Annotated in this window: 15 protein-coding genes; 8 read left to right on the top strand and 7 right to left on the bottom strand. The window is 70.8% G+C overall.

Annotation, left to right across the window (positions count from 1 at the left end):
• The first annotated feature begins 13 nt into the window (after nucleotides 1-13).
• Genes EDD29_RS01320 through EDD29_RS01305 form a run of 4 tightly spaced genes read left to right on the top strand, consistent with a single transcriptional unit; the run spans nucleotide 14 to nucleotide 3,111 of the window.
• The gene (locus EDD29_RS01320) at nucleotides 14-1,465 is read left to right on the top strand and encodes a catalase (RefSeq protein ID WP_123661764.1); all 1,452 of its coding nucleotides are present in this window, start codon (nucleotides 14-16) and stop codon (nucleotides 1,463-1,465) included.
• Nucleotides 1,466-1,469: 4 nt separating this feature from the next.
• Nucleotides 1,470-2,081, top strand: coding sequence for a sulfite oxidase-like oxidoreductase (locus EDD29_RS01315; RefSeq protein WP_123661763.1), 612 nt, complete (start codon nucleotides 1,470-1,472; stop codon nucleotides 2,079-2,081).
• Nucleotides 2,081-2,839 (top strand): FAD-binding oxidoreductase, encoded by a 759-nt coding sequence (locus EDD29_RS01310; protein ID WP_123661762.1) that lies wholly within the window; start codon nucleotides 2,081-2,083, stop codon nucleotides 2,837-2,839. Before EDD29_RS01315 ends, EDD29_RS01310 begins: the two co-directional genes overlap by 1 nt.
• A gap of 2 nt (nucleotides 2,840-2,841) precedes the next feature.
• On the top strand, nucleotides 2,842-3,111 hold the full coding sequence (locus EDD29_RS01305; RefSeq protein WP_123661761.1) for a DUF6510 family protein: 270 nt from the start codon (nucleotides 2,842-2,844) through the stop codon (nucleotides 3,109-3,111).
• 4 nt (nucleotides 3,112-3,115) lie between these two features.
• Here the strand turns inward: EDD29_RS01305 and EDD29_RS01300 are convergent, their stop codons facing one another.
• The 4 genes from EDD29_RS01300 to EDD29_RS01285 all read right to left on the bottom strand — a co-directional run bounded on the left by EDD29_RS01300 (nucleotide 3,116) and on the right by EDD29_RS01285 (nucleotide 8,538).
• A complete protein-coding gene (locus EDD29_RS01300; protein ID WP_123661760.1) occupies nucleotides 3,116-5,062 on the bottom strand; it encodes a vWA domain-containing protein in 1,947 nt (648 codons plus the stop codon).
• 8 nt (nucleotides 5,063-5,070) lie between these two features.
• On the bottom strand, nucleotides 5,071-6,459 hold the full coding sequence (gene tnpB / locus EDD29_RS01295; RefSeq protein ID WP_123661759.1) for an IS607 family element RNA-guided endonuclease TnpB: 1,389 nt from the start codon (nucleotides 6,457-6,459) through the stop codon (nucleotides 5,071-5,073).
• Nucleotides 6,456-7,034 carry an IS607 family transposase gene (locus EDD29_RS01290; protein WP_123661758.1) on the bottom strand — a complete coding sequence of 193 codons (579 nt, stop codon included), beginning with the start codon at nucleotides 7,032-7,034 and terminating at the stop codon, nucleotides 6,456-6,458. Before EDD29_RS01290 ends, tnpB begins: the two co-directional genes overlap by 4 nt.
• 115 nt (nucleotides 7,035-7,149) lie before the next feature.
• The gene (locus tag EDD29_RS01285; protein ID WP_123661757.1) at nucleotides 7,150-8,538 is read right to left on the bottom strand and encodes a sigma 54-interacting transcriptional regulator; all 1,389 of its coding nucleotides are present in this window, start codon (nucleotides 8,536-8,538) and stop codon (nucleotides 7,150-7,152) included.
• An 88-nt stretch (nucleotides 8,539-8,626) separates the two neighbouring features.
• On the opposite strand from EDD29_RS01285, the gene EDD29_RS01280 reads away from it, so the two are divergent.
• Together EDD29_RS01280 and EDD29_RS01275 are read left to right on the top strand one after the other, a co-directional pair.
• A complete protein-coding gene (locus EDD29_RS01280) occupies nucleotides 8,627-9,817 on the top strand; it encodes an FIST signal transduction protein (protein ID WP_123661756.1) in 1,191 nt (396 codons plus the stop codon).
• 18 nt (nucleotides 9,818-9,835) lie between these two features.
• Nucleotides 9,836-10,771, top strand: a complete 936-nt coding sequence (locus EDD29_RS01275; protein ID WP_123661755.1) for an ROK family protein — start codon at nucleotides 9,836-9,838, stop codon at nucleotides 10,769-10,771.
• Between the two features lie 445 nt (nucleotides 10,772-11,216).
• On the opposite strand, the gene EDD29_RS01270 is transcribed toward EDD29_RS01275, so the two are convergent.
• Nucleotides 11,217-12,368: a cystathionine gamma-synthase gene (locus EDD29_RS01270; RefSeq protein WP_123661754.1), complete on the bottom strand. Its 1,152-nt coding sequence runs from the start codon at nucleotides 12,366-12,368 to the stop codon at nucleotides 11,217-11,219.
• A 262-nt stretch (nucleotides 12,369-12,630) separates the two neighbouring features.
• Between EDD29_RS01270 and EDD29_RS01265 the strand changes: the two genes are divergently transcribed.
• A complete protein-coding gene (locus EDD29_RS01265; RefSeq protein ID WP_123661753.1) occupies nucleotides 12,631-14,781 on the top strand; it encodes an MMPL family transporter in 2,151 nt (716 codons plus the stop codon).
• A 99-nt stretch (nucleotides 14,782-14,880) separates the two neighbouring features.
• On the opposite strand, the gene EDD29_RS01260 is transcribed toward EDD29_RS01265, so the two are convergent.
• The gene (locus tag EDD29_RS01260) at nucleotides 14,881-15,318 is read right to left on the bottom strand and encodes an NUDIX domain-containing protein (RefSeq protein WP_123661752.1); all 438 of its coding nucleotides are present in this window, start codon (nucleotides 15,316-15,318) and stop codon (nucleotides 14,881-14,883) included.
• Nucleotides 15,319-15,396: 78 nt separating this feature from the next.
• Complete coding sequence (locus tag EDD29_RS01255) at nucleotides 15,397-16,764, bottom strand: cystathionine beta-synthase (RefSeq protein ID WP_123661751.1); 1,368 nt, start codon at nucleotides 16,762-16,764, stop codon at nucleotides 15,397-15,399.
• Nucleotides 16,765-16,957: 193 nt separating this feature from the next.
• On the opposite strand from EDD29_RS01255, the gene EDD29_RS01250 reads away from it, so the two are divergent.
• Entirely contained in the window at nucleotides 16,958-17,950 is a 993-nt protein-coding gene (locus EDD29_RS01250; RefSeq protein WP_123661750.1) for an SGNH/GDSL hydrolase family protein, read from the top strand.
• Nucleotides 17,951-17,959: the final 9 nt, after the last annotated feature.

Genomic DNA, 17,959 nt, shown 5'->3' with positions numbered 1-17,959 from the left:
GGGAGACGGTTCCATGGCCAAGGCCACCACCACCAACAGCGGCATCCCGGTCGGCAGCGACGAGAACTCGCTCAGTGTCGGCCGTGACGGGCCCCTGGTCCTGCACGACTTCTACCTCATCGAGAAGATGGCGCAGTTCAACCGGGAACGGGTTCCCGAACGCGTCGTCCACGCCAAGGGCGGCGGCGCGTACGGGGTGTTCGAGGTGACCCAGGACGTCAGCCGGTACACCAAGGCCGACCTCTTCCAGCCGGGCCGCAAGACGCCCATGCTGGCGCGCTACTCGACCGTCGCCGGGGACCTCGGGACGCCCGACTCCTGGCGCGACCCGCGCGGCTACGCCCTCAAGTTCTACACGCAAGAGGGCAACTACGACATGGTCGGCAACAACACCCCGGTGTTCTTCATGCGCGACCCCTCGAAATTCCAGGACTTCATCCGCTCGCAGAAGCGCCACCCCGTCACCCACCTGCGCGACAACGACATGCAGTGGGACTACTGGACGCTCTCGCCCGAGTCGTCCCACCAGGTGACGTGGCTGATGGGCGACCGCGGCATCCCGCGCGACTGGCGCCACATGGACGGGTTCAGCTCGCACACCTACATGTGGATCAACGCCGCGGGCAAGCGCTTCTGGGTGAAGTACCACTTCCTCACCGACCAGGGCAACGAGTTCTTCACCCAGGCCGAGGGCGACGCGATGGCGGGCGAGGACCCCGACCACAACATCCGCGACCTCTACGACGCGATCAAGCGCCGCGACTTCCCGTCCTGGACGCTGAAGATGCAGATCATGGAGTTCGAGGACGCCGCGGACTACCGGTTCAACCCGTTCGACCTCACCAAGGTCTGGCCGCACGCCGACTACCCGCTGATCGAGGTCGGCAGGTACCACCTCAACGAGGTGCCGGAGAACTATCACGTGCACATCGAGCAGGCCGCGTTCGAGCCGTCGAACCTGGTGCCCGGCATCGGGCCGTCGCCGGACAAGATGCTGCTCGGGCGGCTGTTCTCCTACCCCGACACGCACCGGTACCGGATCGGGGTGAACTACAACGAGCTGCCGCCGAACCGGCCGCGGAACGCCGAGGTCGCGTCGTACGCCAAGGACGGCCCGATGCGGCAGTTCCCGGCGAACGTGGCGGCGCCGTACCACCCGAACTCCAAGGGCGGGCCGGACGCCGCGAGCCAGTCCGGCCGCGACGTCTCGGGCTGGATGGTGGAGAACGCCGACCTCGTCCGGGAGGCGGCCACCCTGCACCGCGACGACGACGACTTCGTCCAGCCGAGGGCCCTCATCAACGACGTCATGGACGACGCGGCCCGGGGCCGGCTCGTCGACAATGTCGTCGGGCACCTCAAGAACGGCGTCTCCGACCCCGTGCTGGAGCGCGCCGTCCAGTATTGGCGCAACATCGACAAGACCGTAGGCGACCGCATCGCCTCGGGTGTAGGAAAGGGCTGATCTATTGAGCGGGCTGTCTCCCGGCTTCCACCGGCGTGCCTCGTCCGACGGCGGGAGCCGGGCGGACAGGCTGCCACCCGGGCAGTACCTCACGGAGGATTTCCCCGTCCTGTCGGCCGGTCCGACGCCGCGCGTCGACCCCGACTTCTGGCGGTTCACCGTGCGGACCGAGACCGGCGAGGAGCGGAGCTGGACCTGGCGGGACTTCCTGGCGCTGCCGCAGGAGGAGCCGACGTTCGACATCCACTGCGTCACCCGGTGGTCGAAGTTCGACACCCGCTGGAAGGGCGTCTCGATCGACACCCTCCTGGCCGGGCTGGAGACCTCCGCGACGTACGCCGTCGCCGAGTGCCACGGCGGCTACACCACCAATGTGCCGCTGGCCGAGCTCACGGGCGGCAAGGCGTGGGTCATGCACGGCTACGACGGCGGTCCGCTGCCCGCCGCGCACGGCGGGCCGGCGCGGCTCGTGGTGCCGCACCTGTACTTCTGGAAGTCGGCCAAATGGGTGAAGGGCCTGCGCCTGCTCACCCATGACGAGCCCGGTTTCTGGGAGCGGGCCGGGTACCACAACCACGGCGATCCCTGGCGTGAGCAGCGGTACGGGGCCTTCTGATGACCGACGCCGCGGCGGCTCCCGCCGTCTCCGAGAAGGCGCCCGCCTGGCGGCGGGCCACGCTCGTCGCCGAGCGGCGGGAGAACGCCAGCGCGCGGACCCTCGTGTTCGACGTGCCGGGCTGGCCCGGCCATCTGCCGGGCCAGCACGTGGACGTCAGGCTCACCGCCGACGACGGCTATCAGGCCACCCGCAGCTACTCGGTCGCCGCGCCCGCGCGCGGCGACCGGGTCGAGCTGACGGTCCAGCGCGTCGCCGACGGCGAGGTCTCCCCCTACCTGGTGGACGACCTGCCGATCGGCGCGGACGTGGAGCTGCTGGGCCCGGTCGGCGGCTGGTTCGTCCGCCGCCCCGGCGCCCCGGAGCCCGCGATCCTCATCGGGGGCGGATCCGGGATCGTCCCGCTGCGCGCGATGCTGCTCACCCAGGTGCACGGCTCCGCGTCGCTGCGCGTGCTCTACTCGCTGCGCTCGCCCGCCGAGCTGTACTTCGCCGCCGACCTGACCGCCGCGCCCGACGGCCTGGACCGCGAGGTCTTCCTCGCCTACACCCGCCGCGCGCCCGACGGCGATCCGCGGCCGCCCGCCCGGCTCACCGCGGCCGACCTCGCCGAGCACGGCCTCCCCGCGTCACTGGCCCCGGCCGTCTACGTCTGCGGCCCCACGGGCTTCGTGGAGGCCGTCACCGGCCTCCTCCTGCACGCGGGCCACGACCCGTCCAAGATCCGCACCGAGCGCTTCGGCCCATCCGGAGGTTAGCCATGTCCTTCCCCGACGCCCGCCTCGACGGCAACGCCCTGGCCGCGGCCCTCAGCCGCGTCTTCGTCCCCGACATGACCCTGGCCACCGGCCTCTGTGGCTCCTGCCACCACCCGTCGCCCCTCGCCGAGGCCGCCGTCTACCTCCAGGCGCCGGGCTCGGTGATGCGCTGCCCGTCCTGCGGCGAGCCCACGCTCATCCTCAGCGCGACACCCGCCCACACTCTCCTCACCCTCCCCCACGACACGACGTTCCGCCTGCCGGGGGTCTGACGCCTCAGCGGCGGGAGCGGCGGGGGGTGCGGGTGGAGAGGTAGTCGCTGACCACCTCGACGCTCAGGGAGTCGGCGTCGGTGGTGAAGACCCGGCCTCCGTTGCGGTGGGCGATCTCGTCGACGAAGGCGATGAGGCGGGGTTCGTCGGCGAGCATGAAGACGTTGAGGGTGGCGCCCCGGCGGGTCATCTTGTCGACCTCGGCGAAGGTGAGGACGAGGGTCTCCGGGGACGGCGGGTAGTCGAAGAGGTAGCGGCCGTCGGGGCGGACGTGGGCGGTCGGCTCGCCGTCGGTGACGATCATGACGATCGGGTCGAAGTCGGGGTGCGCGTCCAGGTGGCGGCCCGCGAGGAGCAGGGCATGGTGCAGGTTGGTGCCCTGGACCATGTCCCAGTCGAGCGAGGTCATCTGCTCGGGCGTCAGCGGGCGGGCGTAGTTGCTGAACCCGACGATCTGGACGGCGTCGCGCGGGAACCTCGACTTCACCAGGGTGTGCAGGGCCAGCGCCGTCTGCTTCGCGGCGGCCCAGGTGCCGTTGGAGACCATCGAGTAGGAGAGGTCGACCAGGAGGCAGACCGCCGCGGCGGTGCGGTTCTCGGTCTCGTGGACCGCGAAGTCGTCGGGCGTCAGCGCGATGTGCGACGGGTCGCGCAGCACCGCGTTGGTGACCGTGCGGACCACGTCGAGGGGCTGCTCGTCGCCGAACCTCCACGGGCGTGAGGTACCGGTCAGTTCGCCCGCCTGGCCCGCGTCGCGCTGCGCGTGGTCGCCGCGCGGCCCTCCGGCGAGCTGGGAGAACGCCCGGCGCAGAGCCGTGTCGCCGAGGCGGCGGACCGCCTTGGGCGTCAGTTCGAGGCGGCCCTTGTCCTGGGAGAGGTAGCCCTGGCGCTGGAGCTCGTTCTCGATCCTGCGCAGCTCGGCGAGGTCGTCGACGGCGTTGCGGCCCAGCGCTCGGCGGACGGCCTCCTCGTCCACGTCGGTGAGGCTCGCGCCCGGGTAGTCCTGGCGCATCGCCGCTTCGAGGTCGGCGAGGTCCGCGAGGTCGGCCAGCGCGCTCGTCGCGTCGCCGAGGCCGAGGGGGTCCTCGCCGGTCATCCTTTCGCCGCCCGTCCAGTCGAGGTCGGGGCGGCGGCCGCGCAACGCGTCGCCGAGCCTGGCCATCTCGGCCTCCAGGCCGGCGTCCTGGAGCGACTCGGCCATCAGCTGGGCGAGCTCGTCGCGCTGCTCGGGGCTGAGGGAGTTCATCAGCCGGTTCATCGCGGCGCTGCGCCGGGCCAGGGAGTCGACGAGCTCTTCGAGGGTCTGCGGGGTGTCGGGGAAGAACTCGCCGTACTCCGCCATGAAGGCGTCGAAGTCCTCCTGGCGGTGCTCGCCGCGCGCGTCGGCGTCCAGCATGGCGTTGAGCGCGGCCATCATGTCCCTGACCCGTTCCATCTGGGCCGGGTCGCCGCCCTGGAGCGCCTGCTTGAGGCCCTGGAACTGAGCGTCGAGTACGTCGTCGCGGAGCATGTCCTTGAGCCGCTGGAACGTCTGGCGGGCGGCGTCGGAGCGCCACTCGTAGTCGCGCAGCGCCCGGACGGCCGCGGCGGTGTCGGACGGCACCTGATCGAGTTCTGCCTCGCGCAGCCGGGCCTCGTCCGACGGGTCGGGGAACAGTTCGGCGCGTTCCTGCCCGATCGCGGTGTCGAGCAGCGCCCTCGCCTCTTCCAGGACGCCGTCGAGCCTTCCGCGCTCGCGCAGCTCCCTGCGCCGTGCGCGGACCTCGCGGAGCAGGTCGTCCAGGCCCCGCCGGTCCTCCCCCGCGCCCCTGCGCATGAGGCGGCGGAGCGCGTCGGAGACGCTAGAGCCGTTCATGACGTCGTCGCCCACCGCGTCCAGGGCCTCCCGGACGTCGAAGGGCGGGGCCAGCGGGTCGGGCCCCTCGCGGTACGGGCCGTAGCGGTATCTCAACGTTCCCGTTACCTTTCAGTGCGCTCTGGTGAGCGCACACGGTCGGTAGTCCTGCCTTGCGGTAGGACGGTCCCGGTCTGATCGACTGGTGTCGTGCCGGGTTCACGCTTCACGGCCACCTGCCCGCGTTGGCGGGTCTTCCGGTCGGCTCCACGTGCTGCCACCGGGCCACTCCCGGCGGTGTCGAACTCAGCCGCCAGGGCGGCCAGGTTCAGAGCGGCATTGCGGTCTCGGTCGATGACCAGACCGCATGCCGGGCAGGTGAACTCGCGCTCGGACAGGGCCAGCTTGGTTTTCACCGCGCCGCAGCCCGAGCAGGTCTTGCTGGACGGGTACCAGCGGTCGGCGACCAGCAGCAGTCCGCCGTTCCAGGTGGTCTTGTAGGCGAGCCGGCGGCGGATCTCGGCGAACCCGGCGTCGGCGATGTGCCGGGCCAGACGCCGGTTCTGCAGCATGCCGGAGACATTCAGGTCCTCGATCACCACCGTGCCGTACTCGCGGGCGAGTCGGGTGGTGAGCTTGTGCAGCCCATCGCGGCGCAGGTTCGCCACCCGGGCGTGCGCGCGGCCGAGCCGGGCGCACGCCCGCTCCCAGCGCTTCGACCCCCGGCGGCCGGTACGCCGGTCCGGGCCGGTCTTACGCGACAGGGCCCGGCCGAGTGTCCGCATGCGGCGGCGTGCGGCCACCAGGTGACGCGGGTTGTCGACCAACTCTCCCGTCGACAGCACCGCGAGATGCTTGATCCCGACGTCGACACCGACCACCGAGTCCGGTCGGGCCGGTGCGCGTTCGGCCCGCTCGACTTCGACGGTGAACGACACATGCCACCGGCCGCCGTCACGGCGCACCGTCGCGGACATGATCCGCGCCGTTCCGTTGTCCAGGCGGCGGGCCAGTTTGCGGGCGGACTCGTGCAGCTTCAACCGGCCCAGCCGGGGCAGCACGGCGTGCATCCGGTCGGGCTCGACTCTGATCGCGCCGGTGGTGAACCGCACCGACGGGGTGGTGCGCCGACGGGACTTGAACCGGGGGAAGCCGACCGGCCGTCCGGCCCGCATGCTCTTGCGGGAGTCGGCCCAGTTCTTCAAGCTGCGGGCGACCGCGTCAAGACCGGTGTTGAACGCCTCTTTCGACACCTCGGCCCACCACGGCGCGACCTCGGACTTGACCGCGTTCCACGCCCTGCGCAACCCGGCAAGCGACCACGATGGCGACGGCGTCAGATGCTCCTCCGGCACGCCGTAGGAGCGTTCGCAGGACCGCTGGTCCATCACGGCCTTGACCTTCGCCAGCGCCCAGTTGTGCGCGACCCGGGCAGCCCCGGCGTGCGCGAGAACGTCGCGTTCCTGTCCAGGGGTGAGGTCGAGCGCGAACCGGTAAGCCCGAATCGTCTTCACGCCGGTCCCCCGATCACGGCTTCGACCGCGCTGCGAGCACGGTCCGCCGCAGCACGACGGCCATAGAGGCTCGCGCACAGCGACGTCAGGATCTCGGTGACATCGCCGACCAGGTCGTCATCGACCCCGACCGGGTCGACCACTAGCAGGTGGCGGCCCTGCGCGGCAAGAGCAGCCTCAACGTACTCAACACCAAACCGGGTGAACCGATCCCGATGCTCGACCACTATCGTCGTCACGGCCGGGTCACGGAGCAGGTCAAGGAACTTCTCACACCGCCCGCTGACCACGGAGCCGACCTCGGTCACCACCCGGTCCACACCCAGCTTCCGGCCGGTGGCCCATGTTGCGAGCCGGGCAACCTGCCGATCCAGGTCCGCCTTCTGATCGGCGGACGGCACCCGGGCGTACACCACCGTCTGGCCCGTCCCGGCCGCCGGACCGGTCACCGGTTCACCGATCATGATCAAGCGACCGAGCCGGTAGGTCGGAACGGGCAGTGTCCCAGCCGCGTACTGCCGACGAGCGGTGATATATGCGATGCCGGTTGATGCCGCCCATTCCTTCAAGTTCATACGAGCACCATAGTTGCTTTGAGAGCGCCAAAGATGCCTGACGGGCATTAGTTCGCACCCCTCGCGATCCCACACGGCCGCGGGGCACGGGACCCGCGGCATACAGACAAAGCGGTCACAGCCGGTAGGTCGCGCCTTCGCCGGAGGCGTCCTTGGACAGCCGCCGGGTCAGGTACAGGCCCTCCAGCGCGAACTCGACCGCGGCGGCGGCCTGGCCCGGCGAGTCCCCGGCCAGGTCGAGCGCGGACATGATCTTGGCGAGGCCGCGCACCGGGCCGAGCCTGGTCAGCAGGTCGCCCGCGCCGACGAGTTCGCCGACCTCGACGGTCTCGCCCTCGTCGAACCTGTCGAGCAGGCCGGAGAGGTCGGCGCCGCCGATCCTGCGCCGGAAGGTCTCGGCGATGGCGCGGCGCAGCAGGTGCTCCATGACCTCCTGCTCGCGGCCCTCCTCGCTGACCTCGAACTCGACCTTGCCCATGAGGCTCGGCACGATCGCGGGCAGGTCGGCGACGCGCGCGACCGCGGTCTCCTCTCCGGTGATCGCGGCGCGCCGGGCGGCGCCCGCCGCGACGGTCTCGGCGGCGGCGATCGCGAACCGCGCGGACACACCGGACCTGGCGTCCACCGCCTTGGACTCCCGGACGTTCCGGGTGAACCTGGCGAGGATCTCCAGCAGGTGCCGGGGCACCTCGGCGACGAGTTCGGCCTCCTGTCCGATCAGGTCGACCTCGGTCTCCAAAGACAGGGGGTAGTGGGTGCGGATCTCCGCGCCGAACCTGTCCTTGAGCGGGGTGATGATCCGGCCGCGGTTGGTGTAGTCCTCGGGGTTGGCCGAGGCGATGAGCAGGACGTCGAGCGGAAGCCGCAGGGCGTACCCGCGGATCTGCACGTCGCGCTCCTCCAGCACGTTGAGGAGGGCCACCTGGATGCGCTCGGCGAGGTCGGGCAGCTCGTTGACGGCGAAGATGCCCCGGTTCGTTCGGGGCACGAGGCCGTAGTGGACGGTCTCGGGGTCGCCGAGGGTGCGGCCCTGCGCGACCTTGATCGGGTCGACGTCGCCGATGAGGTCGCCGACGGACGTGTCGGGCGTCGCGAGTTTCTCGGCGTAGCGCTCGTCCCGATGGCGCCACACGACGGGGAGGTCGTTCCCCGCCTCTCCCGCGAGCCTGATGCACCTCGTGCACACGGGCTCGTACGGGTGGTCGTTGATCTCGCAACCTTCGATCGCGGGAGTCCACTCGTCAAGAAGGCCGGAAATGGTCCGGATCAAACGCGTTTTGCCTTGCCCGCGCTCTCCCAGGAGCACCAGGTCGTGCCCGGCGAGCAGTGCCCGTTCCACATGGGGCAGAACCGTCTCATCGAAACCGACGATTCCCGGAAAACGCGATTCACCGGATTTCAATCGTGACAAGAGGTTCGTCCGTAGCTCGGCCTTGACCGAGCGATGAACATGTCCGGAGTCGAGTAGTGCGCCGAGAGCGGCCTCACGCGGTTGAGAAGACACCTAAACGAGACTACGTCCCCGATGTCCCGTCCGCACTGTTTACATGGGAGTGGTTTCGAAAAGACGTGGCGCCCGGTTGAATCGGTACATGACTCGTTTCGGGGACGGACTCGCGACGGGGCTGGACCTCGCCGCCGCGGCGGAGGAAGCCGTCCGGCAGGCGACCCGGTCCCTCGACGGACGGGCCGATCTGCTCTGCGTGTTCGTCAGCGGATCGGATCCCGCCGAGATCGAACAGGCCGCCCGCAGGGCCATGGCCGTCAGCGACGCCAAGACCGTCCTCGGATGCAGCGCCCAGGGCGTCATCGGCGGCGGCCGCGGCGTCGAACGGGAGACCAAGGACATCGGCGAGGTCGGCGCGGTCGCCGCATGGGCGGCGATCCTGCCCGGCGCCCGGCTCATCCCGTTCGAACTCGAGACCCTGCGCGCCGAGGACCGCCTCGTGGTGGTCGGCATGCCCGAGGCCGCCCCCGACGACGTCGTCGGCATCCTCCTCGCCGACCCGCACTCCTTTCCGGTGGACGCCTTCGTCGAACGGTCGGAAGAGGTCCTGCCAGGGCTGCCCCTCGTAGGCGGCCTCGCCGGAGGCGGCGAAGGCGAGTCGCGGCTCTTCGTGGACGACAAGATCATCGAGTCCGGCGCCGTGGGCGTCGTCATCGGAGGACCCGTGGAGGCGACGACCCTGCTCAGCCAGGGCGCTCGACCCATCGGGCCGCTCATGACCGTCACCAGCGCCGAACAGAACATCCTCTTCGAACTGGCGGGCTCCCCCGCCCTCGACAAGCTCGAAGAGGTGGTGGCGGGCCTCACCGGGTCGGAACGGGAACTCGCCGCCGAAGGCCTGCTCATCGGGGTCGCCATGGACGAGTACGCCGACGAGCACGAGCAGGGCGACTTCCTCGTCCGCGGCGTCGTCGGCGTCGACCCCGACACCGGCGCCCTCGCCGTCGGCGACGTCGTGCAGACCGGGCAGACCGTCCGGTTCCAGGTCCGCGACGCGGGCGCGGCGGACCACGACCTCGCCAGCCTCGTGCGAGGGTTCGACGTGGGACCCGTGGAGGGCGCGCTGCTGTTCTCCTGCAACGGGCGGGGCAGGGCCATGTTCGAAAGCTCCGACCACGACATCCGGGCCTTGGACGGGTTCGGATCCGTCGGCGGATTCTTCGCCGACGGGGAGATAGGGCCGGTCGCCGGCCGCAATCACGTGCACGGTTTCACCGCCTCGATCCTCGCCTTCGGAGCCCGGCGGGAGGCCGGAGCCGGCGCACGGCAAACCTAAAAAACGGAAGGACAGCGCATGGGCGATGAGCGCGTTCTAGCCATAGACATCGGCGGCACGAAGATGGCCGTGGGAATCGTCGACCCCGGAGGAAGGGTCGAGTCCTATGAGCGGGCCGAGACCCCCAAGGTCGACGCCGAAGGCCTGTGGCGCCTCGTCGAGGCCCTCCTCGACAAACTCCCCGAAACCAACCTCGTCGGCGTCGGCGTCGGCTGCGGCGGCCCGATGCAGTGGCCCGCCGGAGAGGTCTCCCCCCTGAACATGCCCGGCTGGCGGAACTTCCCCCTGCGCGCGCGCCTGCGTGAGCGGTACCCGTCACTGCCCGTCCGGGTCCACAACGACGCGGTCACCGTCGCCGTCGCCGAACACTGGCGCGGCGCGGGCAAGGGCTCGGACAACGTGCTGGGGATGGTCGTGTCGACCGGTGTCGGCGGCGGACTCATCCTCGGCGGCAGACTCATCGACGGGGCCAGCGGCAACGCCGGCCACATCGGGCACATCGTCGTCGACCCCGGCGGCATGCCGTGCGCGTGCGGCGGCCGCGGCTGCCTCGAGGCCATCGCACGCGGCCCCGCGCTCGCGGCCTGGGCGCAGGCCGAAGGCTGGCGGGCCGAACAGGACCTCGCCAGCGCCACCGCCCGCGACCTCGCCGCCGACGCGGCACGCGGCCACCCCATCGCCGTCGCCGCCATGCGGCGCGCCGGCCGCGCGCTCGGCATCGGCATCGCCTCCGCCACCCACCTGTGCGACCTGGACGTCGTCGCCATCGGCGGCGGACTCGCCCAGGCCGGACCCCTCCTCTTCAACCCCATCGAAGCCACCTTCCGCGCACACGCCCGCATGGAATTCGCACGCCACGTCCGAGTCGTCCCCGCCGCACTCGGCCAGACCGCGGGCCTCGTCGGCGCCGCAGCCCTGGTCTTCGAGGGCGACTCGTATTGGCACGCGGGCTGATTTACTGGCCCGACCTCCGGCCCTGGGGGCCTGCGGTCGGGCTGGTGATCGGGCGCTTTCGCGCCCTGGGCCGCCCCTTCGGCCCTTGGGGGCCTACGGGGCGGCCCAGGGGCGCCCGATCACGTGCGGGGCCGCGCCTGGCGGCGCTCCCTGGAACGATTGCGCGAGACACCGCGCCTGACGGCGCTCCCAGGAAGGCCCGACCGACCAGGCTCCGCACCCGGCGGCGCTCCCCGGAAGGCCGGACCCAGTGCCGCGCCTAGCGGCGCTCCCAGGAATGCCGACCAGGTGCCGCGCCTGGCGGTGAGCCCGGGGAGGGGCGTGAGTATCGCGCCTTCGGGTCTCGAGGAAGGCCGGGGCGCGCTCTGGAAAGGGCTGCGTCCGTGCCTTCTGGAGAGGGTGGGCGGGGTTCGGGGCCCCTTGGTGCGGGGTGTCGGTGGTCGGGTCAGGCGAGGGCCTGTTCCAGGTCGGCCAGTAGGTCTTCGGCGGCTTCGATGCCTACGGAGAGGCGGACCAGGTCGGCGGGGACTTCCAGGGGAGAGCCCGCGGCAGAGGCGTGGGTCATGCGGGCGGGGTGCTCGATCAGGGACTCGACGCCGCCCAGGGACTCGCCCAGGATGAACAGCTCGGTCGACTCGCAGACCTTGACGGCCTCGGCCTCGGTCGACATCCGGAACGACACCATGCCGCCGAAGCCCTTCATCTGCCGTGCCGCCGTCGCGTGGCCGGGGTGCGAGGCCAGGCCCGGGTAGAGGACCTGCGACACCTTCGGGTGGCGGGAGAGCAGGTCGGCGACCTGCTCGGCGTTGGCGCAGTGCCGGTCCATCCGCACCCCGAGCGTCTTGATGCCGCGCAGCGTCAGCCAGGAGTCGAACGGTCCGGCGACCGCGCCCATCGCGTTCTGGTGGTAGGCGAAGCGCGCGCCCAGCTCCTCGTCGGCGGTGACGAGGGCGCCCCCGACGACGTCGGAGTGGCCGCCCATGTACTTCGTCGTGGAGTGCACGACGACGTCGGCGCCGAGCGCGAGCGGCTGCTGGAGGTAGGGGCTGGCGAAGGTGTTGTCGACGACGAGCAGCGCGCCCGCCGCGTGCGCGATCTCGGCGAGCGCGGCGATGTCGGCGATGCCGAGCAGCGGGTTGGTCGGCGTCTCCGCCCAGACCGCGACGGTCTCCGGCCGGATCGCGGCGCGCACCTTGGCCGGGTCGCCGAGCGCGACCGGCGTGAACTCCACACCCCATTGCGCGTAGACCTTCGCGAACAGCCGGTACGTGCCGCCGTACGCGTCGCCGGGGATGACGACATGGGAGCCGGGGCGGCAGACCGTCCGGAGGAGCGCGTCCTCGGCGGCGAGGCCGGAGGCGAAGGCGAGTCCGCGTACGCCGCCCTCCAGCGCGGCAAGGCATTCCTCAAGTGCGGTGCGGGTGGGGTTGGCGCTGCGGCTGTACTCGTAGCCGCCGCGCAGGCCGCCGATCCCGTCCTGCTTGAAGGTGGAGACCTGGTGGATAGGCGGGACTACCGCCCCCGTCACCGGGTCCGGCTCCTGCCCCGCGTGGATCGCGAGTGTCTCGAAGCCCCGTGTGTTTCCCCGTGCGTTCATGCCCGCAAGGCTACGGCTCCTCCTCCTTCAGAAGGTGGAGCTCCGCCCAAGGTAGGGCTCCGCATCTCCGCACTAAGCACGTTGTGTCGCCGCAGGCCCACGGACTAGGCTGGTCGTCAACCTTGGGTTGACGCCCTCCCGGGCCCGTCTCCCGTTATCCACAGGCAGCGACCGGGGCTGTGGATAACTTCCTCGTCACTTCGCCCCCCGCCGCCGGCTTGAGGTCAAGCAGAGCGGCTTTTTACGAGAGAGGCCCTTCAACATGTTCGGACGGCTGGGGAACGCCGTCGTCAGGCATCCGTGGTGGACGATCGCCGCGTGGCTGCTCACGGCGGTTCTCATCATTGTCTTCTCCCCCAAACTGACCACCCAGGCCGACCAGGCCGACTTCCTTCCCGACAAGTACGAGTCGCTCCAGGCCCTGCAGGTCGCCGCCGAGGCGTTCCCGCAGCAGGAGGCGACCACGACCATCATCGTCGTGAAGCGCTCCGATGGAGCCGCCCTGACGGACGCCGATGTGGCCAAGGTCACCGCGGTGGCGGCGGCGCTGCCGAAGCCGGAGACGGTCATGACGGTCGCCACCGGGCCGGAGATGGTCTCGCCCAACAAGAAGATCCAGGTGATCCAGGTGCCGATGGAGGGCACCGACCTGGACGCCCAGGAGGCGCAGTCCGACGCCGTCGTCAAGCTGCGCGAGGCGCTGCCGGGCCAGCTGACCGGCACGGGGCTCGAGGCGAAGGTCGGCGGCGACATCGCGAGCTTCGTCGACAACGAGGACTCCTTCAACAAGACGCTGGAGATCGTCGGCGTCGCCACGTTCGTACTGATCATCGTGCTGATCCTGGCGATCTTCCGGGCGCCCTTGGCGGCGATCCTGCCCCTCCTCGCCATCACGTTCACGATGAGCGTGTCCATGGGGCTCATCGGCATCGCCGCGAAGGTGTTCGGCTTCGCCGCCGACCAGTCGCTCCAGACGATCATCCTGATCGTGCTCTTCGGCATCGGCGCCGACTACTACCTGTTCCTCATGTTCCGCTACCGCGAGCGGCTGCGTGAGGGTGACGATCCCAAGACCGCGATGATCGCCGCGGTGGAACGGGTCGGCGAGGTCATCTCCTCGGCGGCCGCCGCGGTCGCCGTCGCGTTCCTCGTGCTGCTGCTCGCCGCGTTCGGCGTGTTCAGCGCGTGGGGCCCGTCGCTGGCCATCGCCGTCATCACCATGGCGATCACGTCGCTGACGCTCATCCCGGCCGTCGTCTCGCTGCTGGGCACCGCGGTGTTCTGGCCGTCGAAGTCGTGGAAGTCCAAGCCGGAGGGCAGCACCGCCCGCAAGCTCGGCGCCTTCGTCGGCCGGCGGCCCCTGGTCGCCGCGCTCGGCTCGGGTGCGCTGCTGCTCGTGCTGGCCGGTGGCTCGCTCGGCTTCAAGGCCGACTACGACTTCCAGGCCGGGTTCCCGCAGGACACCGAGTCGGCCAAGGCCGTCGAGGACATGTCGACCGGGTTCCCGCCCGGCCTGACCACGCCCGTCCAGGTGTTCCTGAAGAGCGAGAACGGCGCCGACCTCACGCAGCAGCAGCTCGACGGCTTCGCCGCGTCGGCCAAGGGCCTTCCCGGTGTCGCGCAGGTGCTGCCACCGGCGCCGGGGCAGAGCACCAAGGCGATCGCGCGGGTGGATCTCCTGCTCAAGGAGAACCCGCTGGACAACGCGTCGATCTCGCTGCTCAAGGACGAGCTGCGCCCGGCCGTGCACAAGGCGGTGCCGGACGGGGTGCGCGCCTACGTCGGCGGCCAGACCGCGATCTTCTCCGACATCAACGCGGTCAACAACCGCGACCTGTCGGTCATCCTGCCGGTGGCGGCGATCCTGATCGCGCTGATCCTCGCGCTCCAGCTCCGCAGCCTCGTGGCACCGCTCTATCTGGTGCCCGCGGTCCTGCTCGGCTTCGCCGCGACGATCGGGTCCGCGGTGTACGCGTTCCAGTACGCCCTGGACAAGCCGGGCCTCACGTTCCAGCTGCCGATCATCCTGTACCTGTTCGTCCTGGCGATCGGCACCGACTACAACATCCTGATGACCGCCCGCCTCCGCGAGGAGGCCAAGGAGGGCCACGAGCCACGCAAGGCCGCGGCCCTGGCCGTCGAGCACGGCGGCCCCACGGTCATGGCCGCCGGCCTCATCCTCGCCGGCACCTTCGCCGTCATGATGCTGGCCCCCGTCGCGATGATGCAGCAGATGGGCTTCGGCGTGGCCATCGGCATCATGCTCTCCGCCTTCGTCATGTCCGTGTTCCTGGTCCCCGGCATCACCGCCCTGCTGGGCCACGCCGCCTGGTGGCCGGGCCACGCCGACAAGCCCAAGCCCCTCCCCGACCCGACCCCCCGTCCCTCCGAATCCGAGCTCACCGGCAGCTGACCCCCTCCCCGGCCGGGCGCACGGCCTCCCCGCCACGCGCCCGGCCGGGACCCCTCGGCAGACCCGACGCGGTTCGCGCGGCGCCCTATCGAGGACGGGTCAAAGCCCGATGGCGCTTTTGGGGCCCATATAGGAGCCCGCATCGGGGAAGCCGGACTGGGCGAGCGCGGTGAAGAGGGGTGTGAAGCCGAGGGAGGGGAGGTCGGTGAGTTCGACCATTTTGACTTGGCGGATCGGGCGGGTGTCGGGGGCGGGCGGAATGTCGCCCAGAGTCCCGCCGATGCGGTGGACTTCGAAGGTGATGTGGAGGATGTGGGTGGCGGGGGTCTGGATGTGGTCGCAGAGGTAAAGGAGGCGGCCGGGGGCCGTGGCCAGGCCGGTCTCCTCTTTGAGTTCGCGGACCAGGGCTTGGGTGAGGGTTTCGCCGGGGGTCACCTTTCCGCCGGGGAGGGACCAGGTGCGAGAGGTGTCGGTGTCCTGGTCCAGGAGAAGGATCTCGTCGTTTTCGATGAGGATTCCGGTGACGCGGATGTTCATGGGCGGGTGTGAGATTTCGTGATCGGCTCGCCGTCCGTCGCGGGCCCGGCGGAAGGGCGGGCCCGCGACGGAGGCGGGTCAGGAGGCCAGGTAGGTGAGGAGGTCCTGGCGGGTGAGCATGCCCTTGGGCTTGCCGTCGACCAGGACGACCGCCGCGCCGTTGCGCTCCAGGACCTCGACGGCGCGGGCCATGGAGTCGCCGGAGCCCAGGGTCGGGAGCGGCGCGGACATGTGCCGGGAGAGCGGGTCCTCGGGACGGGCCTTGCCCGCGACGAGGAGGGACAGCAGATCCTTCTCGCTGATGGACCCGACGACCTCGGCGGCCATGACGGGAGGCTCTTCCTTCATGACCGGAATATGCGAGACCTCGTATTCGCGCATCAGCTCGATGACGGAATGGACCGTCTCGTGCGGGTGCGCGTGCACGAATTCGGGGAGTTCATCACCCTTGGTCGCCAGCACGTCACCCACGGTCGCCTCGTCGCTCGTCGCGCTGAGGAAACCGTAGTCCCGCATCCAGTCGTCGTTGAAGATCTTCGAGAGGTAGCCGCGGCCGCCGTCCGGCAGCAGCACGACGATCACCGCGTCGGGGCCCGCCTTCTCGGCCACCCGCAGCGCGGCGACGACGGCCATGCCGCACGATCCGCCGACGAGCAGGCCCTCCTCTCGGGCGAGGCGGCGGGTCATCGCGAAGCTGTCCTTGTCGGAGACCGCGATGATCTCGTCGCAGACCTTCCGGTCATAGGTGTCCGGCCAGATGTCCTCGCCGACGCCCTCGACGAGGTAGGGCCGCCCGCTCCCGCCCGAGTAGACCGAGCCTTCGGGGTCCGCGCCGACGACCTGGACCCGCCCGTCGGAGATCTCCTTGAGGTACCGGCCCGCGCCCGAGATGGTGCCTCCGGTGCCGATCCCCGCGACGAAGTGGGTGACGCGCCCGTCGGTCTGCGCCCAGATCTCCGGCCCCGTCGACTCATAGTGCGACGCGGGGTTGCCGGGGTTGGCGTACTGATCGGGCTTCCAGGCCCCGGGGATCTCCGCGGCCAGCCGGTCGGACACCGAGTAGTACGAGTCCGGATGGTCGGGCGCGACCGCCGTCGGGCAGACGACGACCTCGGCGCCGTAGGCCCGCAGCACGTTCACCTTGTCCGAGGCGACCTTGTCGGGCACCACGAAGACGCAGCGGTACCCGCGCTCCTGCGCGACAAGGGCGAGGCCGACGCCCGTGTTGCCCGAGGTCGGCTCCACGATGACGCCGCCGGGCCGCAGCGCGCCGGACGTCTCGGCCGCGTCGATCATCTTGACCGCGATCCGGTCCTTCACCGAACCTCCGGGGTTCAGGTACTCGACCTTGGCGATCACCTGCCCGGACAGCCCCTCGGTGACGTTGCGCAACCGGACGAGCGGGGTGTCGCCGATGAGGGAGACGAGCGAGTCATGCACCTGCACTTGACGTCCTTGTCTGTGCGCGAGGCCACAGACCACTCCCGGGCCCCATTGGTTAATGTCTGAAATGACCGATTAGAGGGAATGATTTCAGTGTTTCCACACCGTTTCGTCCGGCAAGGGAGCCTCCGAGCCCCCGGACGTCTCGGATAGATTCCAAACGACACTAACGCGTTCTCCGGGGGTGAGCGAGCACATGCTGAGAGCGCTGACGACCCGCAGGATCGTGACGGCCGCGGCATTCGGCAGCGGCGGCCTGACCGTTCTGGGCGGGCTGACCTTCGGGCTGCTCGTGGCCGAGGCCAAGGCGGCCAGGAAGATCATCCAGGGCTCGGCGGCCCAAGCCCCACCCGTCACCGACGGCCTCTACGGCGCGCACCTGCCGGGCGAGCCGCTGTCCTTCACCATGCTCGGCGACTCCACCGCGGCGGGCATCGGCGTCGTCGCCCCGGATGAGACGGCCGCGGGCCTCCTCGCCGCGGGCCTGTCGGCGAGCGCGGGCCGCCCGGTCCGGCTGACGAACGTCGCGGTGTCCGGGTCGCGGTCGGCGGCCCTGGAGGAGCAGACCACCAAGGCGCTCTCCGAAGCACCCGACATCGCGGTCATCATGATCGGCGCGAACGACGTGACCGCGCGGGTCCCCGCCGGAGAGTCGGTCCGGCATCTGGAACGGGCCGTCTCCCGGCTCGTCGAGGCGGGCGCGCGCGTCGTCGTCGGGACCTGCCCCGACCTCGGCTCGGTCGAGCCGCTGCTCCAGCCGCTGCGCTGGATCGCGCAGCGGACCAGCCGCCAGCTCGCCGCCGCGCAGACCGTCGTGGTGGTCCGCGCCGGGGGGCGCTCGGTGTCGCTCGGCGACCTCCTCGGCCGCGACTTCGCCATCGAGCCCGGGGAGTTCTTCTCGGCCGATCGCTACCATCCGTCCGCGCGAGGTTACGGTGCGGCGGCCGCCGCCCTGCTACCGTCGGTGACGGCCGCGCTGGACCTCGAACCCGAGGACCGGTTCGCCGAGGGAGTCCTGCCCATCTACCTCGCCGCGGCCTCGGCCGCCGAGAAGCCGGGCACCGAGGTCGCCGCGCGCGGCGAAGGCGCACCCCGCTGGGTCACGCTGCTGCGCCGCAGGGGGGCGGCTCCCGCTCGTCCCCGCCCCTCCGGCCCGAGCCTGCCGGAGGTCGCGCCAGGAATGGCCTGAGTCCCTCTC

Origin of the sequence: Actinocorallia herbida (assembly GCF_003751225.1) — a bacterium.
Taxonomy (GTDB): domain Bacteria; phylum Actinomycetota; class Actinomycetes; order Streptosporangiales; family Streptosporangiaceae; genus Actinocorallia; species Actinocorallia herbida.
The sequence above is the reverse complement of the archived record's forward strand: the minus strand, read 5'-3'. Positions and strand labels throughout refer to the sequence as shown.